This window comes from Citricoccus sp., assembly GCF_035445025.1.
In the GTDB taxonomy this organism is placed as follows: Bacteria; Actinomycetota; Actinomycetes; order Actinomycetales; family Micrococcaceae; genus Citricoccus.
In genome coordinates, this window is record NZ_DAOMPX010000031.1 from 1 (window position 1) to 23,122 (window position 23,122).

Sequence of the window (23,122 nt, forward strand, 5' to 3'; positions counted from 1 at the left end):
CGCCCGGCGGGGAGATCCCCACCGGGCGTTCTGGCACGCGGTGCCCTGCGACGCGGCCTGGCCGTCGTCGGGCGGGCTCAGGCCTCGATGCCGAGCTTGCGGCGCTGGCGCTGCTGGTTGACGAAGACCAGGGCCAGCAGGCCGAAGGCCGTCAGCAGCACCGCGGTGACCTGGAAGGCCAGCTGGTAGCCGTCGGCCGGCGTCACGGCCCGGCCGATGAGGAAGCCGCCGATGGCCGGGGCGAAGACGCCGCCGGTCGTCAGCACGGCGTTGGCCACGTTCAGGTGGGCCCCGCGCTGGGAGATCGTGGTCAGCTCACCGACGATCAGGTAGGTGATGGCGAACAGCGCCGGGGCGGTGCCGAAGCCGAAGCTCATCAGGGCCAGGGCCAGTGCCGGGGAGGCGACGAGGGTGGAGGCCAGCAGGGACAGCCCGGCCGCGGTGCCGGCCAGGCCCAGGGTCCAGCCGCGGGAGCGCCGGCTCGGCACGCCCCGCTGGTCCAGGCGCTGGATCATCGCGTTGAGCCCGATCGTCGCCACGACGCCCCAGGCGGCGGGCAGGGCGATCAGCGCACCGGCCTGCTGGCCGGAGAAGCCCATGACGTTCTGGAAGTAGGCCGGGCCCCAGGACATGGCCAGGGTGAAGGTCCAGTAGCCGAAGAAGGACGCCAGGACCGCGAACAGCCACGTGGGATTGGCGATGGTCTTGAAGAACGGGACCTTCTCCTCGCTCACGCGCGGGGCCTCGGGCAGCGGGGCCTGCACCGCGGTGCCCTCGATCTCCCGTTCCACGGCCAGGGACGTGTACGGTCCCTCCTTGCCCAGCCACATCCAGACGGCGCACCAGGCCACGCCGACCACGGCCAGCGCCACGAAGGCGGTGCGCCAGCCGTGCTGGGTGACCACCCAGGCCAGGACGGGCGCGAAGGCCACGATGCCGAGCGTCACGCCCGAGGAGGCCACCGCGGCGGGGGTGGCGCCCTTCTTGGAGGGGAACCACTTGTAGATGGCGTGCATCAGCACCGGTGCGAGCGGGCCCTCGCCGGCGCCCAGGGCCAGCCGGCTGATCCACAGGGCGGGCAGCGTGGCGAAGACGACCACGGGCATCACGGACAGGGACCAGATCAGGCACATCACCAGCAGCAGGGTCTTGGCCTTGATCCTGTTGGCCAGGGGGGCCGCCACGAGCTGGGCCAGCCCGAAGGTCAGGAACATGGCGCTGGAGACCAGGCCGAACTGCTCCGGGGTGATGTCCAGTTCCTCCATCAGCGGCACGGCGGCGATGCCCAGCACGGCCTTGTCCGCCCAGCTCAGCATCATCAGGAACAGCAGCAGCCCGGTCAGCATCCACGCGTACCGGGTGCGCTTGCGGGGGGACCAGTACCGGGGGTCGCCGCTGTCGAAGGGCGGGGCGCTCGGCAAGCGGGTCTGCGCCGTGGGCGCTTGGGTGAGGGTCATCGGATTCTCCTGTGAGGGGACCGTGGGGGTCGGTGAGGAACGTCTGCAGGCGAATCTAGGAGCGTGTGAACTGGGGCACATAGGTGGCTTTTCGTCCAGTGAGAAGTGGGCCTGAGGGGGAGGCGGATGGTCGGGCACAGTGGGGGAAACCACTGGAACCACGGAAGGCCCCCACATGGACGACCACCGCAGCACCGCGCACCCCGACCAGGACCGGACCGGGCTGAAGGTCGTCACCCTGGGCACGGCGGCCGGACCGGCGATCCGCTCCGAATGCGCCGGCATCGCCACGGCGATCATCGTGGACGGGGTCCACTACCTGGTGGACTTCGGCCTGGGGATCACCCGGGCCTCCCACGAGGCCGGACTGCGCGGGGAGAACCTGCGGGCCTGCTTCGTGACCCACCTGCACTCCGACCACGTGGCCGAGCTGCCCGCCTACCTGCTGTGGAACTGGGGCCAGCCCGTGCAGGGCTTCACCGAGCCCGTGAAGATCCTCGGGCCCGGTTCGGCGGACCCGGAGGCGGGCGCCGTGGGCCTGGCCGGGCTGGTCGACCACGTGCTGCGCGGTTACTCCTACGACATCGACGTGCGCATCGTCGACGAGGGCCGCCCGCCGCTGTACGACCTCGTCACCGTGGAGGAGATCCGCCTGCCGGGCTCCGCCGCCGGCGCCACGGGGGAGTCGACGCCGGCCATGGAGCCCTTCCTCGTCTACGCGGACGAGCGGGTGCGCGTCAGCGCGATCCTGGTGGAGCACCCGCCGATCTTCCCGGCCTACGCGTTCCGCTTCGACACCGCCTACGGATCCGTGGTGGTCTCCGGGGACACGACCGAGTCCCAGAACATGGTCCGGCTCGCCGCCGGCACGGACCTGCTCATCCACGAGAGCGTCTACCTCGACTTCTACCGCGCACGGGACTTCGGCCCGGAGTTCCTCAATCACCAGCTCATCGCCCACACCACCCCGGAGGGGGTCGGCCGGGTGGCCACCGCGGCCCGGGCGGGGCGCGTGGTGCTCTCCCACCTGGCCGGCGTCGCCACGGACGAGCAGTGGACGGCGGGCGTGCGGACCGAGTACGACGGGCCGGTCACCGTGGCCCGGCCGGGCACGGTCTTCGAGGTCGTCGGCAGCGGGACCCTGGCGGGAGCGGGTGTGGGCACGTCCGCCTGAGCCGTCCTAGACCGACCGGTTCAGGGACCGGGTGATCGCCGCGGAGGCCACCTGCAGGGCGGGCACGATCCGCTGGAAGTCCGTGATACGGGACAGGTTGACGATCCCCAGCGCGGCGATCACCTCGCCCTCCATCCCGCGGACCGGCACCGCCAGGCCGTAGGCCCCGGAGGAGTGCTCCCCCTCCGTGGTGGCGTACCCGCGCTCGCGCACCCGCTCCAGCTCCTCGTCCAGGCGGGGCCGGTCGGCGATGCTCTTGCGGGTCTCCGGGGTCAACCGCGCGGCGGCGGCCTCGACCACCTCGGCGGGACCGTGCGCCAGCAGCACCTTCCCGCCGGCGCTGGTGTGCAGGGGCAACCGGTCCCCGGGGCGCGCGATCGGGGCGCCGACGCGAGTGCCGGCGATCCGGTCCAGCAACAGGGCCTCGGTGCCGTCGAGGATGAACAGGTTCACGATCTGCCGGGTGGCGAAGAGGACGTCCTGCATGTAGGGCGCGGCCGTCTGGCGCAGCCCGCGCTCCAGCGGGGCGAGCAGGCCCAGCTGCGCGATGCGCGGCCCCACCGCGTAGGAGCCGTCCTCGCCGCGGCTGAGGGCCCCCCACTCGGCCAGGTCCCGCAGCAGCCGGTAGCAGGTGGCCACGGGCATGCCGGTACGGCGGGAGATCTGGGACAGGTTCTGGCGGACGTGCTGGGCGTCGAAGGAGCCCAGCACCTCGAGCGCCCGCGAGGTCACGGAGCGTCCTGGAGCGTGTGCGTTGCCGGCCACGGACCCGCCTTATCACTGGATGGAAAACTGGGGATAGTCTACGGGCCCCGGTGGCCAGAATGACCCTATGGACCTTCAGGCGATCAGTGACCTCGTGGGCGCCGTGTCGGTCCCCCTGTTCGCCGTCACCAGCATGGCCGCCGTCGGGCTCGGCCAGACCGTGCGCCAGTTCATCGCCCCGCTGCGCAGCGGCCGGCTCCTGGTCTCCGGCGCCGTGGCCAACTTCCTCATCGCCCCGGCCCTGGCCCTGGTGCTGACCGCCGTCCTGCCCATCCCCGCGGACGCCCGCATGGGGCTGATGGTCCTGGCCTGCGCGGCCGGCGCTCCCTTCGCGCTGAAGCTGACCCGGCTGGCCCGGGGGGACATGCCCTCCGCCTCCGCGCTGCTGGCCGTCATGCTCGTGGCCACCACGCTGTTCATGCCCGTGGTGCTGCCGATGCTGCTGCCGGGGGCGGAGGTCTCGCCGGCCAGCATCGCCGCGGTCCTGCTGCCCACGATGCTGCTGCCCCTCGGCGCGTCCATCGCCGTGCGCCAGCTCAGTCCAGGACTGGCGGCGCGGTTGCAGGGGCCGGTCCAGCGCCTGAGCTTCTGGTCCATGCTCGTGATGCTCGCCAACCAGTTCCTCGCCGGCCACCGGGAACTGGCCGGGCTCATCGGGACCGGGACCGTCCTGGCGATCGTGCTGTTCACCCTGGCCAACCTCGCGGCCGGGTGGGCGCTGGGGGCCATCAAGCCCGGGGTTGGCCCGATCGTGGGCATCTCCGCCTCCCAGCGCAACATGGGCGTGGCCACGCTGGTGGCCGTGGCGAACTTCGGGGACTCCGCCGCGGTGGTCACCGTCGTGCTGGCCGGATTCCTGGCCCTCATCCTCCTGCTCCCGCTGACCTGGCTCACGGGCCGGGCCGGGCGCGGTGGCCGTGCCCCGGTGGCTACAGTCTGACCTGCGCTGTCACAAGGTGTCGGGACTTCATAGGTTCATCCTATGAGAGTTATTGAATGATTCAGTTTTACTTCATCAGCGATCGGGGACACAGTGGTCTACATCACGCCGCGCTGACGCGGCATCCCCATCCGCTGTCCTCAAGGAGTACCCGTGCAGCCAGCACCGGAGAACGGCCTCGCGCCGCGCATCGTCACCCTCGGCACCGCCGGCGGCCCACGCTGGTGGGCCTCGCAGGAAGGCCGCCATCGGCATGGCATCGCCACCGCCGTGGTGGTGGGGGACGCGTACTACCTGGTGGACGTGGGGCTGGGTGCCGGACGGCAGCTCGAGAAGGCCGGCCTGTCCTTCGACGGCATGCGCGCGGTGTTCGTGACCCACCTGCACTCGGACCACACGGTCGATCTCGCCAGCCTCCTGCTCATGGGCCTGTACGAACGGGACCTCGCGGCCCTCGACCCGATCAGGATCATCGGCCCCGGCGACCGCGGTGCGCTGCCCCCGGTCTCGCCGCGGGCCGACGTCGCCCCTCAGCCGGTGTTCCCGCAGAACCCGACGCCGGGCATCCGCGGCATGGTGGACTCGCTCGTGCAGGCCTACGCCACCGACGTCAACGACCGGGTGCTCGACGCGCTGCGTCCCTCGCCGTTCGACTGCTTCACCGCCACCGATATCGCCATCCCCGAGGGCATCGGATACCACCCCAACGCCAACCCCACCCCCGCGGGCATGGCCCCCTTCGAGGTCTACCGCGACGAGCTGGTGACGGTCACGGCCATCCTCGTCGAGCACCCGCCGGTCGCCCCGGCCTTCGCCTTCCGCTTCGACACCGTGGCGGGCTCGGTGACGATCTCCGGTGACACCACGGCCACCGACAACCTCGTCACCCTCGCCCGGGACACCGACCTGCTGCTCCACGAGGCCATCGACTTCGACTGGGTCGAGGCCCGGTACGGCGGCAGCCCCACCGAGGCCGACCGCGCCTCGATCGACCACCACCGCAAGTCCCACACGAGCCCCGAACAGGCCGTCGAGCTCGCCGAACGGGCCGGCGCCGCCCGCCTGGCCCTGCACCACCTCGTCCCGGGCCACACGCCGGAACAGCGGTGGCGGGACCTGGCCTCGGAGTTCTCCGGCGAGTTCTTCGTCCCCGAGGACCTGGCCACCATCCCCTTTGCCCGCACGACTGCGGACGCCCATACTGCTGCCCTGAAGGTAGGTGCCCTGCGATGACGCACACTGCAACGACGCCCGGCCCGGAGGCCATGGAGATCTCGACCTCGCTCAACACGACGATGATGCGCCGCATCCTCGCCTCGAGCTTCCTGGGGTCGATGATCGAGTTCTACGACTTCATCCTCTTCGCCACCGCGGCCTCGATCGTCTTCAGCCAGGTCTTCTTCGCCGGCATCGATCCCGGACTCGGCCTGTTCGTCTCCTTCACGATCCTCGCGGTCGGCTACATCGCCCGTCCCCTCGGCGGCGTCGTCTTCGGCCACTTCGGCGACCGGCTCGGCCGCAAGGGCGTGCTCGTGACCTCGATGATGCTCATGGGCGCCACGACCGTGGCCATCGGCCTGCTGCCGCCGACGGCCATGATCGGCATCGCCGCGCCGATCCTGCTCGCCGTCTTCCGGGTCATCCAGGGCCTGGCGGTCGGCGGGGAGTGGGGCGGGGCCATGCTGATCGCCCTGGAGCACGCCCCGGCCCAGCGTCGCGGGTTCGCCGCGAGCTTCGCCAACATGGGCGGTCCCGCCGGGGCGATCCTGGCCACCGTGGTGATGTCCGTGTTCACCATGCTCCCGGACGACCAGTTCATCAGCTGGGGCTGGCGCGTCCCGTTCCTGCTCAGCGCGGTGCTGGTCCTGATCGGCCTGGTCGTGCGCCTCAAGGTCCACGAGTCACCGCTGTTCGCCAAGCTCGAGGACACGGCCGAGGAGCGCAAGATCCCGCTGCTCGAGGTGATCACGAAGTACCCCAAGAACCTCACCCTGGGCATCGTCGCCGGGATGAGCTCCTACACCGTGCAGGGACTCATGACCGTCTGGGCCATCTCCTACGTCATCAACGAGGGCCTGGACCAGACGCACACGCTCTGGGTCAAGGCGCTCGGGGCGGCCTCGACCGTCGTCGTCGTGTGGTTCGCGTCCCGGCTGTCCGACCGGGTGGGCCGGCGCCCCGTGATGATCGTCGGGATGCTGATCGGCGCGGCCGCCGCCTTCCCGGTCATGCAGCTGCTGGACCTGGGCACCCTCTGGGCGTTCCTGCTGGCCCTCATCCTGACCCAGGGCTTCGTGCAGGGCACCATCTTCGGTCCCTTCGGTGCCTTCTGCGCCGAACTGTTCCCCACCCGCATCCGGTACACCGGCTCGTCGCTGGTCTACCAGGCCTCCTCGACCCTGGGCGCCGGCTTCACCCCGATGATCGCCTCGGGCCTGGTCGCCTTCGCCGGCGGCTCGCTGTGGCTCATCGGCGCCGTGTGGATCGTCGTGTACCTGGTGGCCGTCCTGGCGACCCTGGCGGTCAAGGAGGGCCGCGACGCGGACCTCGAGGGCGACATGCGCTGACAGCTCCTACCCGTGCCCGGGCGCGCGGCCGGACGGCATCTGCTCGTCCAGCCGCGCGCCCTCCGCCGTGCACAGCGAGATGAGCTCCCGCAGCCGGCGGCTGCGGCGTTCCTGCACGTAGGCGAAGCAGATGTCACTGGGCTCGAAGTTCAGCAGGGGGATGGGGACGATGGGGAACCCGTCATAGGACATGTCCACGGGCGGACGCTGCACGAGGACGCTCCACCCCAGCCCGCGCCCGACGAGCCCGCGGACCGCCTCGAGGCTCGTGGAGCGCCAGCGGATGTTCGGCTCCAGGCCGAGGGCGCGCAGCTTGGGGATCTGGTTGTCCCGGACCGCGGGCACGTCCAGCAGCACGAACGGGTCGTCACCGAACTCGGCGACCTCCACCGCCTCCCGGGACGCCAGGCGGTGCCCGGGGTGCACGAGCGCGTACCCCTGACCCCGGCGGATCACCTCGTGGTGCACGCCGTCGATCAGGTGCCCGGTGTGGGTGATGACGGCGTCGAACCGTCCCTCCAGCATCTGCCGCTGCAGGTCCCGGCCGTCGCCCTCCACGATCTGGACGGACACCTCGGGATGGGGCACGATGAACCGCTCGGCGATGAACGGGACCCAGAACGGCGCCACGGCGGTGTAGCACCCGATGCTGAGCGGACCCACGAGCTGGCCGGCCCGGTCCGCCATCTCCTGCTGGACGTCGGCGGCACGGCGCACCAGCTCGCGTGCGTCCACCAGGAAGCGGCGCCCGGCCGAGGTCAGCTGGATGCCGTGCGAGCGGGTGCGGACCATGAGCTGCTGGCCGACCGCCCGCTCGAGTTCGGTCAGGGACTGGGACATCGCGGCCTGGGAGATGTGCACCGACTCGGCGGCCGCCGTCACGGTCCCCGCGTCCGTGGCCGCGAGGAAGTGCTGCAGTTGCCGCAGCGTGAAACGGAAGGGGTCCATCGCGTCCGCCTATCCTCCGGAGCCCGCGGCGGGGGCGCGCCGCATGGGCACGTGCGGGATCCCGTCCTCGTCATAGGGATCTCCCGCGCGCCGGAAGCCGAAGCGTTCGTACCAGCCCTCCAGGTGGGCCTGGGCGTGCAGGTGGATGACGGCGTCCGGCCGGCACAGGTCGATGCCATGGCGGATCAGCCGGCCGGCGACGCCGCGGCCCCGCGTCGCCGGGGCGGTGGCCACGCGACCGATGGCCGGGGCGGTGCCGTGGACGTCCAGGACGCGGATCGTCCCGAGCACGTCGCCGCCCTCGTGGGCCCAGGCGTGCAGGGTGCCCTCGTGCAGGTCCCGGCCGTCGAGCTCGGGGTAGGGGCAGTCCTGCTCCACGACGAACACGTCGGTCCGCAGGCGCAGCAGGGCGTACAGCTCGGCGGCCGTGATGCCGCCGGCCTCACGGGTCTCCAGGGTGAAGGGCACGGGGCCAGCGTAGTCGGGCGCGGCGGGCCCCGTGCTCAGCGCGGCAGTCCGGCCAGCGCCGTGCGGCAGGCCCGGAGGTTGCTGGCGAACGACTGGCGTTCGGCCGGCGGGATCGCCGCCAGCAGGGCGGACTCGAGCGCGGACACCGGTCCGCTCAGGGATTCCAGGACCTCGCGGCCGGCGTCCGTGAGGTACAGGGGGATGCGGCGGCCGCTGGCGGCATCCTCGGACCGGCGCACGTACCCCGCCTCGAGCAGGGGCGTCATGGTCTCGGCCATCGTCTGGGCCCGGACGAAGGAGCGACGCGCCAGCTCGGAGGACGTGATCCCCGGCCAGCGGGCCAGGACGGCCAGTGCGGTGTACTGGGCGGTGGTCAGTCCGGCGGCCTGTTGAGCGGCCTGTTCCAGCGGGGCGCGCAACCCCGACTCCAGCTGCTTGATGGTGTAGATGAACCATCCCTCGACCAGGCCCGGGGGCGCGGTGGCTGGTGAGTGGCTCTCCTGATCCGGCTCGGTGTCCATTCCACTCCCTCGTCCGTTGTGGCGGGAACCACCCGCGCTCGGGGTCAACCTAGCACGCGGGCCACCGCCGCCTGCCGCCGGTCAACCGGCGTCGCTAGGGCATCCCGGTGGCCTCCCGCCCCGCGTCCTCCGGGTCCCCGCTCCAGTCGGCCCTCACAGTCGAACGTCCTTGACAGTCATTTCAGGTTACCTGAAACTTAGGAGCAGTGTCGGCATCGTGGCCGGCCGCTACCCATCGGCCGTGGTCGTCAAGCGTAGGAGGGCCTCATGGACGTACGCGAGAGCGGCACGCTCAGGACAACGATCGACGGGCTCCCGGAACTGGTGGGTCGCACCTTCGGCCCATCCTCGTGGTTCCGGGTCACCCAGGACGACGTGGACGCCTACGCGCAGGTGTCGCGGGACCACAACCCCATCCACGTCGACCCGGAGGCAGCGGCGCGGAGCCCCTTCGGGCGCACGGTCGCCCACGGTTACCTGACCCTGAGCCTCGTGGTGCCGCTCATGGCAGAGGTATTCGAGGTGACCGACATGGGCACCGGCATGAACTACGGCCTGGACCGGTTGCGGTTCCCGGCTCCGGTGCCCGTGGGCAGCACTATCCGTCTGCGGGGCGAGGTCCTGGGCACCGTCCCCCTCGCTGCCGGACAGCAGGTCACCGTGCGCGTCACGTTCGAGGTGGAGGGTTCGGCGAAACCTGCCTGCGTGGCCGACCTGCTGCTGCGGTACTACGCGTGAACTCCCGCACCGTTATCAACCGAACCGAGGAGGCCCCCGTGTACGAACCACGGATCGACCTGGAGTCCATCGTCGCCATCGACACCCACGTGCATATCGAGGCCGACGCCTGCGGACACGGGGCCCTGCCGGGCGAGCTGACGGAGGCGATGGACGCCTACTTCAAGCGCGACGGAGACCGTCCGGGCCTGGACGCGGTGGCCGACTACTACCGGGGGCTGTCCATGGCGGCGGTGGTCTTCACCGTGGACGCCCGCACGGCCATGAAGACCATGCCGAACAGCAGCACCGAGATCGCGCAGGGGGCCGCCCGGAACAACGATGTGCTGATCCCCTTCGGCAGCGTCGACCCATGGTGCGGGCCGGCGGCCATCGAGGACGCCCGTCGGTTGCACGGGGACTCTGGCGTCCGGGGATTCAAGTTCCATCCGAGCGTCCAGGACTTCCTGCCCAGCGACCCGCAATTCGACCCGCTCTTCACCGTGCTGGAGGAGCTCGGGGTGCCCTGCGTCTTCCACACCGGACAGACGGGCATCGGGGCCGGGATGCCCGGGGGATACGGCATCCGGCTGTCCCTGTCCAACCCCATGCACCTGGACGACCTCGCCGCCCGGCACCCCGGACTGAGGATCATCATGGCCCACCCCTCCGTGCCGTGGCAGGACGAGGCGATCGCCATCGCCACGCACAAGTCCAACACGTGGATCGACCTCTCGGGGTGGTCGCCGAAGTACTTCGAGCCCAAACTCGTGCGCGCGGCCCGGACGTACCTCCAGGACAAGGTCCTGTTCGGGTCGGACTACCCGGCCATCACGCCGGAGCGGTGGATGCGCGACTACCGGGAGCTCCAGATCCCCGACGGCGCCACCCGGAAGATCCTCAAGGACAACGCGGTGGCACTGCTCGGTCTCGACTGACACGAGGCCCCGGTAGCGGGGAGGATCAGTCCCTGCGGTAGTCCTCCCGGGCGTAGGACGAGTACGGGGCGGGGTACACCGTGGCGCGGATCTGCACCTGACGGTGACGCTCCACCGTCGGCTTGGCGGAGTTCGGCTCCTCGCCCCACATCACGCTGACCTCGGTCCCGGGCTCGGCGTGGGAGGCCTCGACGCTCGCCAGGGAGACGAAGACCTGCTCGCCGGTGATGTACCCGGCGTCGTGTGAGATGCCGATGTCCGCGCCCCCGGCCAGCACGCGGTCGACCTGATAGACGCCGTACCGGGCCTTGGGGAAGTCGATGTACTTCGCCGGGGTCCCCGGTTCGTACAGCGAACGCTGGGCGGCGGCGACGTCCTCGGGGTTCCACACCAGCGTGACCTTGGTGCGCTGCGGTTCCTGCGCCAGGCGTTCGAGGGCGCGGCGCCCGATGAAGTCGTGGTCGAAGGCGACGCTGCGGCCGTAACCGAGATCGTAGGGAGTGAGGTAGTAGTCCTCGATGTCCTCGGAGGTAGCGCTTCCGGCGAGTGAACCGGTCCGGGCGGCGGGCAGCCAGTCGAGGTACGCGTCCATGCCCTGGCCCGTGAAGATCGCCGGCAGCGGAGAGGGCACCCAGGCCGACTCGAGGTTGGCCGAGGAGTAGGCCTTGGCCCCGACCGGCACGAGGTCGAACTCGGCGCCGGCCTCGATCAGTGCCTTCCGGACACGCTGGCCCTCGGCCCAGGGGCCGAAGAGCTCGAAGCCGGGCTGGCCGGCCATGCCGTGGCGCAGCGAGCGGACCTCGACGCCGGCGATGGTGAACGTGGTCATGTGGAAGAACCTGGTCTTCGGCACCGGGGCCCCGGTGACCTTCTCCATCAGGTCCAGTGCCCGGGGGCCCTGGACCTCGTAGCGGTAGAGGGCGGGATCCTGACCCGGGGTGCGCATCAGGGAGTTGGCGTCGCGCTCGAACGTGACGTCGTAGTCACCGGTCTCGCCGATGTACTGGACCCAGTCGAGCACCATGAACCAGCCCACGAGGTCGAAACGGTCCTCCTCGAGGTGGAACAGGATGGCGTCGCCGATGAGGTAGCCCTCGTGGTTGACGGCGACGAACTGCTTGGCCTTGTCCACGCCGAAGGTCGCGAAGCTGTTCACGCCGGTGTCGCTGAGCAGCCTGAGTGCATCCGGGCCGGAGATGAACAGGTCGGTCATGTGGTGGGACTGGTCGAGCAGGGCCACCGAGTCGCGCCAGGCCAATTGCTCCGAACGCCAATTGCTGAACTCTGGGGTGACGGGGAAGATCGTGGGGCGCGACTGCGCGTTGCGCAGCATCTCCACGGGGCTCCCGACGCGGGCGATGGCCTGGGCCGCGGATTCGGTCGTCGCGGCCTGCGGGGCGTAAACGGTCATGGTTGCTCCTGGAATGCGGGTGAAGGGGTCGAGCACGGCGGGCTGTGATCCATGTTACGTAGCCAGACGCATGTTCCCAGGGGTTGGGGATAATGATTGCTTATGAATCGAGCAGCGGGACTTAGTGGCACGAGGCGCGTGGCGTGGACCTGAACCTGTTGCGCGTATTCGTCGCGGTCTACGAGACGGGCAGCCTCACCACGGCGGCGCGCCGGCTCTTCGTGACCCAGCCGGCGGTGAGCCAGGCCCTGGGTCGGCTGCGCCGCGAACTCGACGACCCGCTGTTCGAGCGGGACGGCAGGACCATGCGTCCCACCCCGGTGGCCTCCACCGTGTTCCCGGCCTTCCGTGAGGCGCTGTCCGGGGTCGACCGTGCCCTGGACGAGATCCACGGCTTCGACCCGGCACTCACGGACCGTCGTTTCCGCATCGCCATGTCCGAACTCGGGGAGATCGGGTGGGCGCCGTCCATCCTGCGGGCCGTCCGGGCGCGGGCGCCCCGGGTTGGCGTCGATGTCGTGGCGATGGACGTCCAGGCGCTGCCGGAATGGCTCTCCCGGGGGACCGTCGACCTGGCTGTGACGCCCTCCCCGGTCCCGGGTGGCTTCGACCACGTGGCCCTGAAGTCGCAGTCGTACGGGGTGGCGATGTCCGCGGACCATCCGCTCGCCATGGCGCCGGTCTCCCTGGCGGACTACGTCTCGGCCGAGCACGTCGCGGTGGGGAGTGATTCCGGCCTGCCCAACCTCGCAGCCGCCCTGGGCCGGCTGGGCGCGGTCATCACCCCCCAGGTGACGGTGAACCATTTCACCTCCCTGCCGTCCCTGCTGGCGGGGGACCGGGGGCTGATCGCGACCGTCCCCGACACCATCGCCGCCGGATGGGCGACCACGTGGCCGATCGTCGTACAGCCCCTGCCCTTCGAGATGCCGGCCGTGGACGTCCGCCTCTACCGTCGGGCGACCACGCAGCAGACGGCGGCACTGGACTGGATCTTCACCACGGTGGCCAGGGCGATCCAGGGGTCCACGGGGCAGTTCTTCGCGATCCACGGTGACCCCATCGTGGGAAGGCCGCATCACCGCGCGTGAGTATCGGGGAGCCCTGATGTCTTCGGGCGGGGAGCGCAGCCTCCCGGGGCCTTGTCTCAGGAGAACCCCTCCTCCATAGTGGGTGAGCAGCCGAATGTTTCAGCCAGCCTGAAATATAGGCAGCTCGGCGTTCTGGCTCTCAACCCTTTGGAGGAACCATGGCATCCACCCCGCGATCCCCTCGACCGTCTCGCCGCGCCATTCTGGGTGCTGGGGGAGCGATGGCCCTTGGTGCCCCCTTCCTGGCCGCTGGTGGCGCGTCAGCGGACGAGACCCCGGTGCTCGCTGCTCCGGGCAAGGTCCCGGAGGCGGGAATGCACCTGGTCACCCTGGGCACCGCAGCCGGCCCGGCCATCCGCGGGTCGCGGCACGGGATATCGAGCGCTGTCATCGTGGATGGCCTGCATTACCTCGTGGACTTCGGTTTGGGCATGCCGAGGCAGGCCAGCGAGGCCGGGCTGACCGGCAGTACGCTTCGCCAGGCGTTCGTCACCCACCTGCACTCGGACCATGTCTCCGAGCTGAGCGCCTACATGCTCTACAACTGGGACACCCCGGTGCAGGGCGTGACGTCGAGGGTGGGGATCATGGGGCCCGGCCGAGCCCGCCTGCCCCAAGGGTTCCGGCCTGTTGTCGAACCGAGCCAGACCGGCATGAAGGATGTCGTCGACCATCTGCTGAAGGCCAATGGCTATGACATCAATATCCGCACCACCGACGAGGCGCGCATTCCGCTCGACGAACTCTTTGAAGGCGTGGACATCGACCTGCCTCGCGGACTGAAGGCCGACCCGGACCGTCATCCTGTGCCGGAGATGGAGCCGTTCACCATCTATGAGGACGACCGCGTTCGAGTTCAGGCGACACTCGTGGAACACCTGCCGGTCTTTCCTTCTTTCGGATTCCGGTTCGAGTCCGACCACGGGGTCATCTCGTTCTCCGGGGACACCGCCGAGCACTCCAACGTGGCGCGGCTGAGTCGTGATGCGGACATCATGGTCCACGAGGTCATCAATATGGACTACTACCGCGACCGGGGCTTCACCGAGGAATACCTGCATCACCTGGAGTCCAGCCACACGTCCCCAGAGGGTATTGGGCGGATCGCCACCGAGGCCGGTGCGAAGAGCGTGGTGGTCAGCCACGTGGCAGGGGTGTTCTCGCATGCGGACTTGACCGGCATCGGCGCGCACTACGACGGCTCGTACACCCTGGCGGCCGACCGGCAGATCTTCAGCCTCTGAGGACCACACCTTCCACTTCCAGTGCTGGCAGTGCTGGGGCCGCGGATGTGCCCCCTTGGCGTTCGGGTGCGTACCCCGGGGCTGGTCGGACCTGCGCGCAGGGACCGCAGGGCCGAACCACTCTGCGCGTTGACGGTGCGCTGCGCTCCTGGAAGCAGGCCAGGGCTCGAGGGCCTTGACGATTATTTCAGGACACCTGAAACTACTTGTGGGATCCGTCACATGGGCGGCGTCCTCCCTCGCGGTACAGGAGCGTTCGGATGTACGACAACTACGCAGTCCTCTGGAACCGGATAGCCAGACGCCGCCCGGAGCTCGTCGCGCTGCGGTCCGACGGGCAGTCCGTCAGCTACGAGGAGTTCGAGGCTCGAGCCGGGGCCGCCGCAACGGCGCTGCGGGACCAGGGCCTGTGCGCCGGGGACCGGGTGGCGTTCTTCCTGCACAACACCGTCGAGTACCTCGTGCTCTTCTACGCCTGTCTCAAGCTCGAGGCCATTCCCGTGTCCATCAACTACCGTTACCGCGGTGCCGAGGTGGCCGCATTACTGGCGGTGGCCCGCCCCGCCGCGCTCGTCCACGCCCCGGGCACCGTTGCCGTCGTCCAGGACGCACTGGAGCGGGTCGCCGGGACGGAGGCCTCACCACGGTTCGTGGTCGTGGCCGGTGGCGGACGTGCGGACGGGGCACCGGTCCGGGAGCCGGTGGTCCTTCCTCCCCGCGTGGCGCGCCTGGCCTATGCGGACCTGGTGGCCGCAGTCCCGGCCTCGCTGCCCGACCCGGGCCGGGACGCCGAGGTCTACATCTTCACCGGCGGGACCACGGGCACTCCCAAGGCCGTGGTCTGGGGGATCGGAGACCTCCTGCACATCCAGCAGTCCTCGATCTACGCACCACTGGGGCTGGAGTATCCCGCGGACGTGGAGGCCGCCGTCGCCGTGGCGGTGTCCGCGGACCGCCCGGCCGTGACCACCCTGCCGCTGGCGCCGTTCATCCACGCCACCGCCCTCTTCAGCGTCATGAACACCCTGGCCCTGGGCGGCACGGTGATCATCAACCCGGACCCCAGCCTGGTCCCCGAGGACGTGGTGCGACTGATCATCGACGAACGGGTGAGCCGGCTTATCGTAGCCGGGGACGCCGTGGCCGTGCCCATCGTCGAGGCCCTTGAAACACGCTTGCAGGGCGCCCGGTCCGGACTGACGTCCGTGATCAGTTCGGGGATGCGGTTCAGTGACGAGACCAAGCGCCGGATCCACCGATTGGGGCAGGTGGCGATCGTGGACATCCTCGCCTCCACGGAAGGGGGTCCCTACGCCATCGCCACCACAACGCGCGCCGAGGACCTCCCGGCTCGGTTCCGTCTCGCGGAGGACGCCGTGGTGCTGGACGAGGCGCGGCGCGAGGTGCAGGACGTGCCAGGTGCGACCGGCGTGCTGGCCTACCGCGGGGCCCTGCCCAAGGGTTACCTGGACGACCCGCGGAAGTCGGAGGAGAGCTACCCGGTCATCAACGGGGTCCGTCACTGTTCACCCGGGGACTACGTCCGGGTAGACGAGCATGGCTTCATCGAGTTGCTCGGGCGGGGCAGTTCCGTGGTGAACACGGGCGGGGAGAAGGTCTTTCCGGGTGAGGTCGAGGAGGCGTTGCTGGACCACCCGGCGGTGACCGATGCCGTCGTCTTCGGGGTGCCGGACCCGCGCTGGGGCGAGCGAGTGGCCGCCGTCGTCGCCGTGGCCCCGGGGTCGGGCACTACCGCACAGGACCTGTTGGACCACGTTGCACCCCGGTTGGCCGGATACAAGAAACCGCGCACGCTGGTCCTGCGCGACACCCTCGAGCGGAGACCGAGCGGGAAGCTGGACATGAGGGCGATCAAGACCGCCGTGGCGGACGCCGGCCCGAAGCGGGCGGGCACGGTATGAGCACCGGCCTCCTCGGCACGGCCGATTACTACGGGTTCGCCGAGCAGTTGAGCGGGGCCGAACGCACCGTGCTGCGGCGGTTGCGGGAGTTCCTGCTGACCGAGGCCGCACCGGTCCTGGCCGACCACTGGGAACGGGGCGAGGCGCCGCTGTTCCTGCGGGACCGACTGGCGAGGCTGGACCTGGTGGACCCCGCGGAGATCCGCGACGCCGGGGAGGCCGTCCGGCCGTTGTTCACCGGGTTCCGGAACCTGGAGTTCTCCCGCGTCGACGGGTCCCTGGCCATCCTGTTCGGCGGCCAGGCCGGCATGTTCCGCACCGTGGTGCAGGCCGGGGCCAGCCCGGAACAGTTTTCCGCATGGGACGAGGACATCGCGGAGTTCCGGATGACCGGGTGCTTCGCCCTGACCGAGCCCGAGCACGGTTCCGACATCGCCCGTGGCGTCCAGACCGAGGCCCGCCGCGACGGTGGCGACTGGGTACTCACCGGAGCCAAACGCTGGATCGGCAACGCTGCGTCCTCCGACTACGTAGCAGTGGCCGCCCGCGACACCGAGGACCACCAGGTCAAGGTCTTCCTGGCCCGCACCGACGATCCGGGCATGACCATCACCACGATCCGCGGCAAGACCTCCCTGCGCATGGTGGACAACGCCGACATCACCCTCGACGGCGTCCGGGTGCCGGACTCACACCGCCTGCAGGAGATCAACTCCTTCGCCGACCTCAACCGGGCCTTCCGGATTTTGCGTCCGGACGCGGTGTGGAACGCCACCGGCCTGCAGATCGGCCTCTTCGAGACCGTGCTCGACTACACGCGGCAGCGAGAGCAATTCGGCCGGCCGATCGCGTCGTTCCAGCTGGTCCAGGACCAGCTGGTCACCATGCTCGGCAACGCCAACGCCTCCCTGGCGCTCGCGGTCCGCCTGGCGCAGCTCGCCGACGGCGACGGCGTCGGCGACGCTCAGGCGGCCCTGGCCAAGACCTGGGTGTGCCGCCACATGCGCCACACTGCCTCACTGGGCCGGGAATTGCTGGGCGGCAACGGCATCCTGCTGGAGCACCAGGCCGCCCGGTTCCACGCGGACGCCGAGTCCCTCTACACCTTCGAGGGCACGGACCAGATCAACACCCTGATCGTCGGACGGGACATCACCGGCCATGGGGCCTTCGTCTAGCAGACAGGAGGGTTCCGATCACCTCTTCCCACCCCCTTCACCCCTCTCATCACCTCACCCATCAGTCCCTCTTCACCACCCCTGCGCCGCAGGCCGGATGAACTGGAGCAGCATTCCATGACGCACCTTCCCGAACACACCCGTCAGCAATCCCCGGACAGCCCGACGGCGGCCGGCCCGATACCCCGGGCCCCCGGCACCCCGGTATCCGCGACCGACCCGGCCAGGGCCCGGGAGGCCCGCCGCGTCATCGGTGCGACGTTCCTGGGCACCACGATCGAGTGGTACGACTTCTTCCTCTACGCGGCGTCCGCCGCACTGATCTTCGGACCCCAGTTCTTCCCCTCGGACAACGCCACGGCCAGCCAGATCGGAGCCTTCGCGACCTTCGCATTCGGCTTCATCGCCCGGCCGATCGGCGGCATCCTCGCCGGCCACTTCGGAGACCGGATCGGCCGCAAGCGGATGCTGGTCCTGTCCCTGTACCTGATGGGCGGGGCCACCGTGCTGATCGGCCTGATCCCCACCTATGCCACCATCGGCATCTGGGCGCCGATCCTGCTGACGCTGCTGCGGCTCATCCAGGGCCTCGGCGTGGGCGCCGAGTGGGGTGGTGCCGTGACGATGGCCATCGAGCACGCCCCCGCGAACAAGCGGTCCCTCTACGGTGCCGCCCCGACCATCGGGCTGCCGGCCGGACTGATGCTCGCCAACCTGATGCTCATCATCCTGATGGCCGTGACCGGTCCGGCCTTCCTGGAGTGGGGCTGGCGGATCGCCTTCGTGATCAGCTTCCTGCTGGTCGTCGTGGGGATCTGGGCCCGCCGCCGGCTGGGTGAGAGCCCGCTGTTCGAGGAGTCCGTGAAGAACGAACCGGCCAAGGTGCCCTTCCTGGAGGTCTTCAGGGGCTTCACCCCGCAACTGCTCCTGACGGTCTTCGTGGCCGGCGTGCCCTCGATCCTGTCCTACATCGTGCTGACCTGGGCCCTCTCCTACGGCACCACTCAGATCGGTTACTCCCAGTCCGCACTGCTCTGGATCGGCATCGCGTGCTGCGTCCTGCAGATCGTCATGGTGCCCCTCCTGGCCCGGCGGGCGGACCGGACCGGCCTGACCAGGATGGCGGTGGCGGGGGCCACCCTCATGATCGCAGGGGCGCTGCTGTTCTTCCCCCTGTTCAACACCGGGAACATCTGGCTGGCCGCCCTGGCCACGCTGCTGGCGCACGCCTCCACGTCCTTCGCCTGGGCCGTGGTCCCGCCGATCCTCACGCAGGCGTTCCCGGGGCGGGTCCGCTACTCCGGCATCAGCATGGCCTACCAGTTCGGTGCCATCGTCGGCGGGGGTTTCGCACCCCTGATCGCCACGACGCTGCTGGCCCGCACCGGGACCAGCTGGTCGGTGGCCGGATACGTCGTCGTCGCCTGCCTCGTCATGCTGGCGTGCACCCTGGCGCTGACCCGGTACCGCACCCACCGCGACTACGCGGACGACGCCGCCTGAGGCCGCGGTGCGACCCCACCGGGATCCGCTCCTGCTCCGGTGACGTGCACGCCCCCGACCGCCCTCGGTGCGCGGCCGGGGGCGTGCACGTCACCCCACCCGCAACAGCACCTCGGCGCCGGGCTCGGCCCGCAGGCCGGGCACCTCCACCTCGGTGGCGTACAGCTCGACGACGGCGCCGGCGTCCGTGGGGCGCAGCACCACCCCGCGCAGCCGCCCGCTGCTGCCGAGCACCTCGGCCACGCCGGCGGCACCCGCGTCCGGGGCCAGCGCGGACCGGCCGTCCGCGGATCCGGCCACCGTCGTCGTGCCGTCCGCGCGCCCGGGGCCGCCGGCCGCTCCCGCCGCGACACCGAGGAGTTCCGCCCGCGTCCCCACCGCCAGCACCCGGCCCTCGCCCATGACGGCGATCCGGTCCGCCACGGTGAAGGCCTCGGCGTGGTCATGGGTCACGTACACGGCGGTCGTCCCCGTGCTCGTCAGGATCCTGCGCAGGTCCACGGCCAGGCGTTCGCGCAGCGCCCGGTCCAGGGCGGACAGCGGCTCGTCCAGCAGCAGCAGCCGCGGCCTGGTCGCCAGGGAGCGGGCCAGGGCCACGCGCTGGGCCTGGCCGCCGGAGAGCGTCTGCACGGCGCGGTTCCCGTAGCCCTCCAGTCCCACGAGCCGCAGCATCTCGTCCACGCGTGTGCGCCGCTCGGCCCGGCTCAGTCCCGAGGTCTCCAGTCCGTAGCCGATGTTCCGCGCCACCGACCGGTGGGGGAACAGCTGCCCGTCCTGGAACACCATCCCGCACCCGCGCTCGTGCACGGGCACCCGGTTCATCCGCCGGCCGCGCATCCACAGGCTTCCGGCGGACACCCGCTCCAGCCCGGCGATCCCGCGCAGCAGCGTCGACTTGCCCGAGCCCGAGGCGCCCAGCAGCGCGACGATCTCGCCGGCGTCGACGGCCAGGTCCATGTCCCGCACCGCCACGAACCCGTTCGGGTACGCCACGGACACGCCCTCGCACACCAGCGCCCGCTCTGTCTCGACACCCATCAGAACCCCGCTCCCGTCCCGGCCGCGCCCCGCGGGCGCAACCGCTCACACACCAGCATCACCGTCGCGGTCAGCACCGCCAGGATCACCGACCCGGCCATCGCCATCCCGTAGTTGTCCTCCCCGGGCCGGCCCAGCAGGCGCACGATGAGCACCGGCAGGGTCTGGTAGTCGGGGGAGGCGAGGAACGTCGTCGCCCCGAACTCGCCCAGGGACACCGCGAACGCGAACCCGGCGGCCAGCCCGAGTCCGCGCGCCAGGAACGGCCCGTCCACGGTCCGCAGCACCCGCCCGGGAGAGGCACCCAGCACGGCCGCGGCCTCCCGCAACCGCGGGTCCACGGCCCGCAGCACCGGCACCAGCGAACGGACGACGAGCGGCAGCGCGACCACGGCCTGGGCCAGCGGCACCAGCGCGCCCGAGTACGCCAGCTGCGGGGCGGAGGCCACGAGGGACACCACGAACCCGAAGCCCACCGTCACCGCGGACACCCCCAGCGGCAGCATGATCGCCGCGTCGAACAGCCGCTGGGCCCGCACCGCCCACCGCGAGCGCACCGGCCGGGTCAGCAGCAGCGCCAGCGGCACCCCGACCACCAGCGTGATGACCGTGGCGTCCAGGGCGATCTTCACCGAGTGCTCCAGGGCCTGCAGCACCGTGGTCCCGCCGGCGAACCCGGACCCGGCGCTCGAGCCGAGGAGCTCGTAGTTGCGCAGCCCCCAGCCCTGCGAGGACTGGAAGGACCGCGCCACCAGCGCCACGATCGGCGCGGCGATCAGCAGCACCACGGTCAGCATCGTCACCGCGAACGGCACCGCGTCCGCGCGCCGCAGCGGGTGGGAGGTCGGTTCGCGCAACCGCAGCGCCGTCTCGGTCCCGGCGCGGAACCGGTTGGCCAGCGTCACCGCCAGGATCACCACCACGAACTGCAGCGTGGAGAACACCGCCGCCGTGCGCAGGTCCAGGAACGCCGTCGTCTGGATGTAGATCTCGGTCTCCAGGGTGCCCACGCCCGGCCGGCCCAGGGTCTGCACGATCCCGAACGCCGTCGAGCAGAACAGGAACACCAGCGACCCGGCCGAGGCGATCGCCGGTCCCAGCGCCGGGACGGTGACGGTCACGAACGTCCGCCACGGCGAGGCCCCCAGCATCCGGGCGGCCTCCCCAGTGCGCGGGTCCAGCGTGGACCACAGGGCACCGACCTGGCGCACCACCACGGAGAAGTTGAAGAACACCATCGCCAGCACGACGGCCGTGAGCGTCTGGTCCAGCCCCAGGAACCCCAGCGGGCCGTTCTCGGCCAGCAGCGCCCGGAACGCGGTGCCCACCACCACCGTCGGCAGCACGAAGGGCACCGTGGACAGCCCGCGCAGCAGGTTCCGCCCGGGGAACCGGCACCGGTACAGGACGTACGCCCCGGGCAGCCCCAGCAGCAGCGATCCCAGTGTTCCGGCCACCGCCAGTCCCAGCGTCTGCCCCACGAGCCGCCAGGTGCGCGACTCGGCCAGCACCTCGGCGAAGGCGCCGAGGTCGAGCTGCCCGGCGGCGTTCGTCACGCCACGGGCCAGCATCGACCCGACGGGCCACAGGAAGAACACCGCCAGGAACGCCAGCGGGACGGCGGCGACCACCGTCCACACCAGCCCGCGGCCCACCGGGCCGGCGGCACGCCTCCACCGCCCGGGCACGACGTCCGCCCGGTCACCGCCCGGCGGGGCGGTTCCGGTCTCCGGGGCCCGACCGGACGCCGGCACCCGGGTGGGGGCCGGCGTCGGGACCAGGGCCGGGTCTCCCGGGACCAGGCTCATCCGTCGCGTCCTGTCCGGTGGGGGATGCCGATCAGCTCGCGGCCTCGTAGAGTGCGTTCCAGTCCTCGAGCCAGGCCTCGCGCTTCTCGGCGATCTGCCGCAGGTCCGCCTCGATCGGGTCCTCGACGAGGGTGGCGTTCTGCGCCCATTCGGCCGGCAGCTCGAGGGACTCGTCCACCGGGTACATGAACATGTTCTCCGGCAGCGAGGCCTGGAAGTCCTCGGCGAGCAGGAAGTCGATGAACGCCTGCGCGCCCTCGGGGTTCTTCGCGCCCTCCACGACGCCGGCGTACTCGACCTGGGTGGTGCAGGTGTCCTCGACGACCCCGGTGGTCGGGGCGAAGGCGGGGGAGGACGAGTAGCTGAGCACCAGCGGGTAGGCGCCCTGGCCCTCGCCGGCGGAGAAGTCGGAGTAGTAGGCGTCCGACCAGCCGGCGGCGACCTTGGTGCCGCCCTCGAGCAACCGCTGCCAGTAGTCCTGCCAGCCGTCCTCGCCCTTCTCGGTCACGGTGGCGGCCAGGAAGGCCAGGCCGGGGGAGGAGGTGACCGGATTGGTGGTGACGAACAGCCGCGCGTACTCGGGCCTGGCCAGGTCCTCCAGGGTGGTCGGCGCGGCGAGGTCGTTCTCCTCGAACCACTGCTCGTCCACGTTGACGCAGACCTGGCCCTGGTCGATGGGGGTCAGCCGGTCCTCGACGACGAGGTCCTGGGCGGATTCCGGCAGCGCCCCGGAGGCGTACTCGGCGACGACGCCCTCGTCGATGACGCGCTGGGCCGAGAGATTGTCGATGCCGTAGACCGCGTCCACGGTGGGGTTGTCCTTGGACAGGATCAGCTGGTTGACCAGGGTGCCGGCGTCGCCCGGGGCGGTGGTGGTGAGCTCGTAGCCGGACTCCTGCTCGAAGGCGGCGATCTGCTCCTCGGTGATGTTGAAGGAGTCGTGGGTCATCACGGTCACCGTGCCACCGGTGCCGGCTCCCGAGGCGCCGCTCGCGCCGTCGGTGGTGGCCGGCGCCGTGCCGTCGCCCGCGCCGGACTGGTCCGCGACCGAGCAGCCGGTCAGGGCCAGCGCGGCGATGCCCAGGATCGCGAGGGCGCCACGGGCACGGCGTCTGCTGGTGGGCGCTGCGGAAAGGTGGTGCATGAGTTCCTCCAATACCTCTGGAGGGGACGGGGCGGCGGGTGCGCCGACCCGAGGAGAGAAAGCTCGACTTCCTTCGCCGGTGCTAACCGGGCAGGTTCGAGGGTCTGCGGTGTGCGCACTCTCAGCGCCGGCCTGGCGCTCCCCTGTCGTTGAACCTTCAGTCTAGTGCCGGGGGAGGGGCGGGGTCATCTCGGTCGGCTGACGTGACCGGCCGTGGCGGCGCACCATAATGGAAAAGCCCTGCCTGTCTGAGCTGTCCGGCTGAGCACCTGCACGACGAATCGGCCC

The 23,122-nt window shown here is 70.7% G+C and carries 20 protein-coding genes and 1 riboswitch; of the genes, 11 read left to right on the forward strand and 9 right to left on the reverse strand.

Translation table 11 applies throughout. From position 1 onward, the window contains the following. Positions 1–77: 77 nt before the first annotated feature. Positions 78–1,457, reverse strand: coding sequence for an MFS transporter (locus tag PLJ28_RS10590; protein WP_298041928.1), 1,380 nt, complete (start codon positions 1,455–1,457; stop codon positions 78–80). Positions 1,458–1,632: 175 nt separating this feature from the next. On the opposite strand from PLJ28_RS10590, the gene PLJ28_RS10595 reads away from it, so the two are divergent. Beyond that, on the forward strand, positions 1,633–2,631 hold the full coding sequence (locus tag PLJ28_RS10595; protein WP_298041926.1) for an MBL fold metallo-hydrolase: 999 nt from the start codon (positions 1,633–1,635) through the stop codon (positions 2,629–2,631). Between the two features lie 6 nt (positions 2,632–2,637). Here PLJ28_RS10595 and PLJ28_RS10600 read toward each other — a convergent pair whose 3' ends face one another. Next, entirely contained in the window at positions 2,638–3,363 is a 726-nt protein-coding gene (locus PLJ28_RS10600) for an IclR family transcriptional regulator (RefSeq protein WP_183528716.1), read from the reverse strand. 100 nt (positions 3,364–3,463) lie between these two features. Between PLJ28_RS10600 and PLJ28_RS10605 the strand changes: the two genes are divergently transcribed. The 3 genes from PLJ28_RS10605 to PLJ28_RS10615 all read left to right on the forward strand — a co-directional run bounded on the left by PLJ28_RS10605 (position 3,464) and on the right by PLJ28_RS10615 (position 6,903). Further along, positions 3,464–4,336: a bile acid:sodium symporter family protein gene (locus tag PLJ28_RS10605; protein WP_183528714.1), complete on the forward strand. Its 873-nt coding sequence runs from the start codon at positions 3,464–3,466 to the stop codon at positions 4,334–4,336. Between the two features lie 153 nt (positions 4,337–4,489). After that, entirely contained in the window at positions 4,490–5,569 is a 1,080-nt protein-coding gene (locus PLJ28_RS10610; protein WP_183528712.1) for an MBL fold metallo-hydrolase, read from the forward strand. Further along, positions 5,566–6,903, forward strand: coding sequence for an MFS transporter (locus PLJ28_RS10615; protein WP_183528710.1), 1,338 nt, complete (start codon positions 5,566–5,568; stop codon positions 6,901–6,903). Before PLJ28_RS10610 ends, PLJ28_RS10615 begins: the two co-directional genes overlap by 4 nt. Before the next feature lie 6 nt (positions 6,904–6,909). Here PLJ28_RS10615 and PLJ28_RS10620 read toward each other — a convergent pair whose 3' ends face one another. From PLJ28_RS10620 to PLJ28_RS10630, 3 genes are read right to left on the reverse strand one after another with little or no spacing between them, the layout of a single operon-like run. Then, entirely contained in the window at positions 6,910–7,851 is a 942-nt protein-coding gene (locus tag PLJ28_RS10620) for a LysR substrate-binding domain-containing protein (RefSeq protein ID WP_183528708.1), read from the reverse strand. 9 nt (positions 7,852–7,860) lie between these two features. Next, the gene (locus PLJ28_RS10625) at positions 7,861–8,319 is read right to left on the reverse strand and encodes a GNAT family N-acetyltransferase (RefSeq protein WP_183528706.1); all 459 of its coding nucleotides are present in this window, start codon (positions 8,317–8,319) and stop codon (positions 7,861–7,863) included. Between the two features lie 35 nt (positions 8,320–8,354). Then, positions 8,355–8,840, reverse strand: a complete 486-nt coding sequence (locus tag PLJ28_RS10630; RefSeq protein WP_183528704.1) for a MarR family winged helix-turn-helix transcriptional regulator — start codon at positions 8,838–8,840, stop codon at positions 8,355–8,357. Positions 8,841–9,107: 267 nt separating this feature from the next. Here PLJ28_RS10630 and PLJ28_RS10635 point away from each other — a divergent pair, with 267 nt between their 5' ends. Then, entirely contained in the window at positions 9,108–9,578 is a 471-nt protein-coding gene (locus PLJ28_RS10635; RefSeq protein WP_183528702.1) for a MaoC family dehydratase, read from the forward strand. 38 nt (positions 9,579–9,616) lie between these two features. Beyond that, the gene (locus tag PLJ28_RS10640) at positions 9,617–10,495 is read left to right on the forward strand and encodes an amidohydrolase family protein (RefSeq protein WP_298041921.1); all 879 of its coding nucleotides are present in this window, start codon (positions 9,617–9,619) and stop codon (positions 10,493–10,495) included. A gap of 25 nt (positions 10,496–10,520) precedes the next feature. Here the strand turns inward: PLJ28_RS10640 and PLJ28_RS10645 are convergent, their stop codons facing one another. After that, the gene (locus PLJ28_RS10645) at positions 10,521–11,906 is read right to left on the reverse strand and encodes an aminomethyl transferase family protein (protein WP_183528700.1); all 1,386 of its coding nucleotides are present in this window, start codon (positions 11,904–11,906) and stop codon (positions 10,521–10,523) included. 143 nt (positions 11,907–12,049) lie between these two features. Between PLJ28_RS10645 and PLJ28_RS10650 the strand changes: the two genes are divergently transcribed. The 5 genes from PLJ28_RS10650 (at position 12,050) to PLJ28_RS10670 (ending at position 18,844) form a co-directional block, all read left to right on the forward strand. Beyond that, on the forward strand, positions 12,050–12,997 hold the full coding sequence (locus tag PLJ28_RS10650) for a LysR family transcriptional regulator (protein WP_183528698.1): 948 nt from the start codon (positions 12,050–12,052) through the stop codon (positions 12,995–12,997). Between the two features lie 158 nt (positions 12,998–13,155). Further along, entirely contained in the window at positions 13,156–14,241 is a 1,086-nt protein-coding gene (locus PLJ28_RS10655; RefSeq protein ID WP_298041919.1) for an MBL fold metallo-hydrolase, read from the forward strand. A 260-nt stretch (positions 14,242–14,501) separates the two neighbouring features. Beyond that, positions 14,502–16,163, forward strand: coding sequence for an AMP-binding protein (locus tag PLJ28_RS10660; RefSeq protein ID WP_183528696.1), 1,662 nt, complete (start codon positions 14,502–14,504; stop codon positions 16,161–16,163). Continuing rightward, positions 16,160–17,341 (forward strand): acyl-CoA dehydrogenase family protein, encoded by a 1,182-nt coding sequence (locus PLJ28_RS10665; RefSeq protein WP_183528694.1) that lies wholly within the window; start codon positions 16,160–16,162, stop codon positions 17,339–17,341. Before PLJ28_RS10660 ends, PLJ28_RS10665 begins: the two co-directional genes overlap by 4 nt. Positions 17,342–17,458: 117 nt before the next feature. After that, positions 17,459–18,844: an MFS transporter gene (locus PLJ28_RS10670; RefSeq protein ID WP_298041916.1), complete on the forward strand. Its 1,386-nt coding sequence runs from the start codon at positions 17,459–17,461 to the stop codon at positions 18,842–18,844. 90 nt (positions 18,845–18,934) lie between these two features. Here the strand turns inward: PLJ28_RS10670 and PLJ28_RS10675 are convergent, their stop codons facing one another. The 3 genes from PLJ28_RS10675 to PLJ28_RS10685 are packed head-to-tail and all read right to left on the reverse strand — an operon-like array spanning position 18,935 to position 22,834. Continuing rightward, on the reverse strand, positions 18,935–19,882 hold the full coding sequence (locus PLJ28_RS10675) for an ABC transporter ATP-binding protein (protein WP_183528690.1): 948 nt from the start codon (positions 19,880–19,882) through the stop codon (positions 18,935–18,937). Beyond that, a complete protein-coding gene (locus PLJ28_RS10680) occupies positions 19,882–21,690 on the reverse strand; it encodes an ABC transporter permease (RefSeq protein WP_183528688.1) in 1,809 nt (602 codons plus the stop codon). Before PLJ28_RS10680 ends, PLJ28_RS10675 begins: the two co-directional genes overlap by 1 nt. A gap of 31 nt (positions 21,691–21,721) precedes the next feature. After that, complete coding sequence (locus tag PLJ28_RS10685) at positions 21,722–22,834, reverse strand: thiamine ABC transporter substrate-binding protein (protein ID WP_183528686.1); 1,113 nt, start codon at positions 22,832–22,834, stop codon at positions 21,722–21,724. A 51-nt stretch (positions 22,835–22,885) separates the two neighbouring features. Next, positions 22,886–22,989, reverse strand: a riboswitch (TPP riboswitch). Positions 22,990–23,122 lie beyond the last annotated feature (133 nt).

Excerpts from the sequence above, each read along its gene's own strand:
- PLJ28_RS10665 (WP_183528694.1), top strand. The coding sequence starts at position 16,160 with ATGAGCACCGGCCTCCTCGGCACGGCCGATTACTACGGGTTCGCCGAG.
- PLJ28_RS10605 (WP_183528714.1), top strand. The coding sequence starts at position 3,464 with ATGGACCTTCAGGCGATCAGTGACCTCGTGGGCGCCGTGTCGGTCCCC.
- PLJ28_RS10595 (WP_298041926.1), top strand. The coding sequence starts at position 1,633 with ATGGACGACCACCGCAGCACCGCGCACCCCGACCAGGACCGGACCGGG.
- PLJ28_RS10675 (WP_183528690.1), bottom strand. The coding sequence starts at position 19,882 with ATGGGTGTCGAGACAGAGCGGGCGCTGGTGTGCGAGGGCGTGTCCGTG.
- PLJ28_RS10635 (WP_183528702.1), top strand. The coding sequence starts at position 9,108 with ATGGACGTACGCGAGAGCGGCACGCTCAGGACAACGATCGACGGGCTC.
- PLJ28_RS10685 (WP_183528686.1), bottom strand. The coding sequence starts at position 22,834 with ATGCACCACCTTTCCGCAGCGCCCACCAGCAGACGCCGTGCCCGTGGC.
- PLJ28_RS10615 (WP_183528710.1), top strand. The coding sequence starts at position 5,566 with ATGACGCACACTGCAACGACGCCCGGCCCGGAGGCCATGGAGATCTCG.
- PLJ28_RS10680 (WP_183528688.1), bottom strand. The coding sequence starts at position 21,690 with ATGAGCCTGGTCCCGGGAGACCCGGCCCTGGTCCCGACGCCGGCCCCC.
- PLJ28_RS10590 (WP_298041928.1), bottom strand. The coding sequence starts at position 1,457 with ATGACCCTCACCCAAGCGCCCACGGCGCAGACCCGCTTGCCGAGCGCC.
- PLJ28_RS10620 (WP_183528708.1), bottom strand. The coding sequence starts at position 7,851 with ATGGACCCCTTCCGTTTCACGCTGCGGCAACTGCAGCACTTCCTCGCG.
- PLJ28_RS10630 (WP_183528704.1), bottom strand. The coding sequence starts at position 8,840 with ATGGACACCGAGCCGGATCAGGAGAGCCACTCACCAGCCACCGCGCCC.
- PLJ28_RS10655 (WP_298041919.1), top strand. The coding sequence starts at position 13,156 with ATGGCATCCACCCCGCGATCCCCTCGACCGTCTCGCCGCGCCATTCTG.
- PLJ28_RS10670 (WP_298041916.1), top strand. The coding sequence starts at position 17,459 with ATGACGCACCTTCCCGAACACACCCGTCAGCAATCCCCGGACAGCCCG.
- PLJ28_RS10660 (WP_183528696.1), top strand. The coding sequence starts at position 14,502 with ATGTACGACAACTACGCAGTCCTCTGGAACCGGATAGCCAGACGCCGC.
- PLJ28_RS10645 (WP_183528700.1), bottom strand. The coding sequence starts at position 11,906 with ATGACCGTTTACGCCCCGCAGGCCGCGACGACCGAATCCGCGGCCCAG.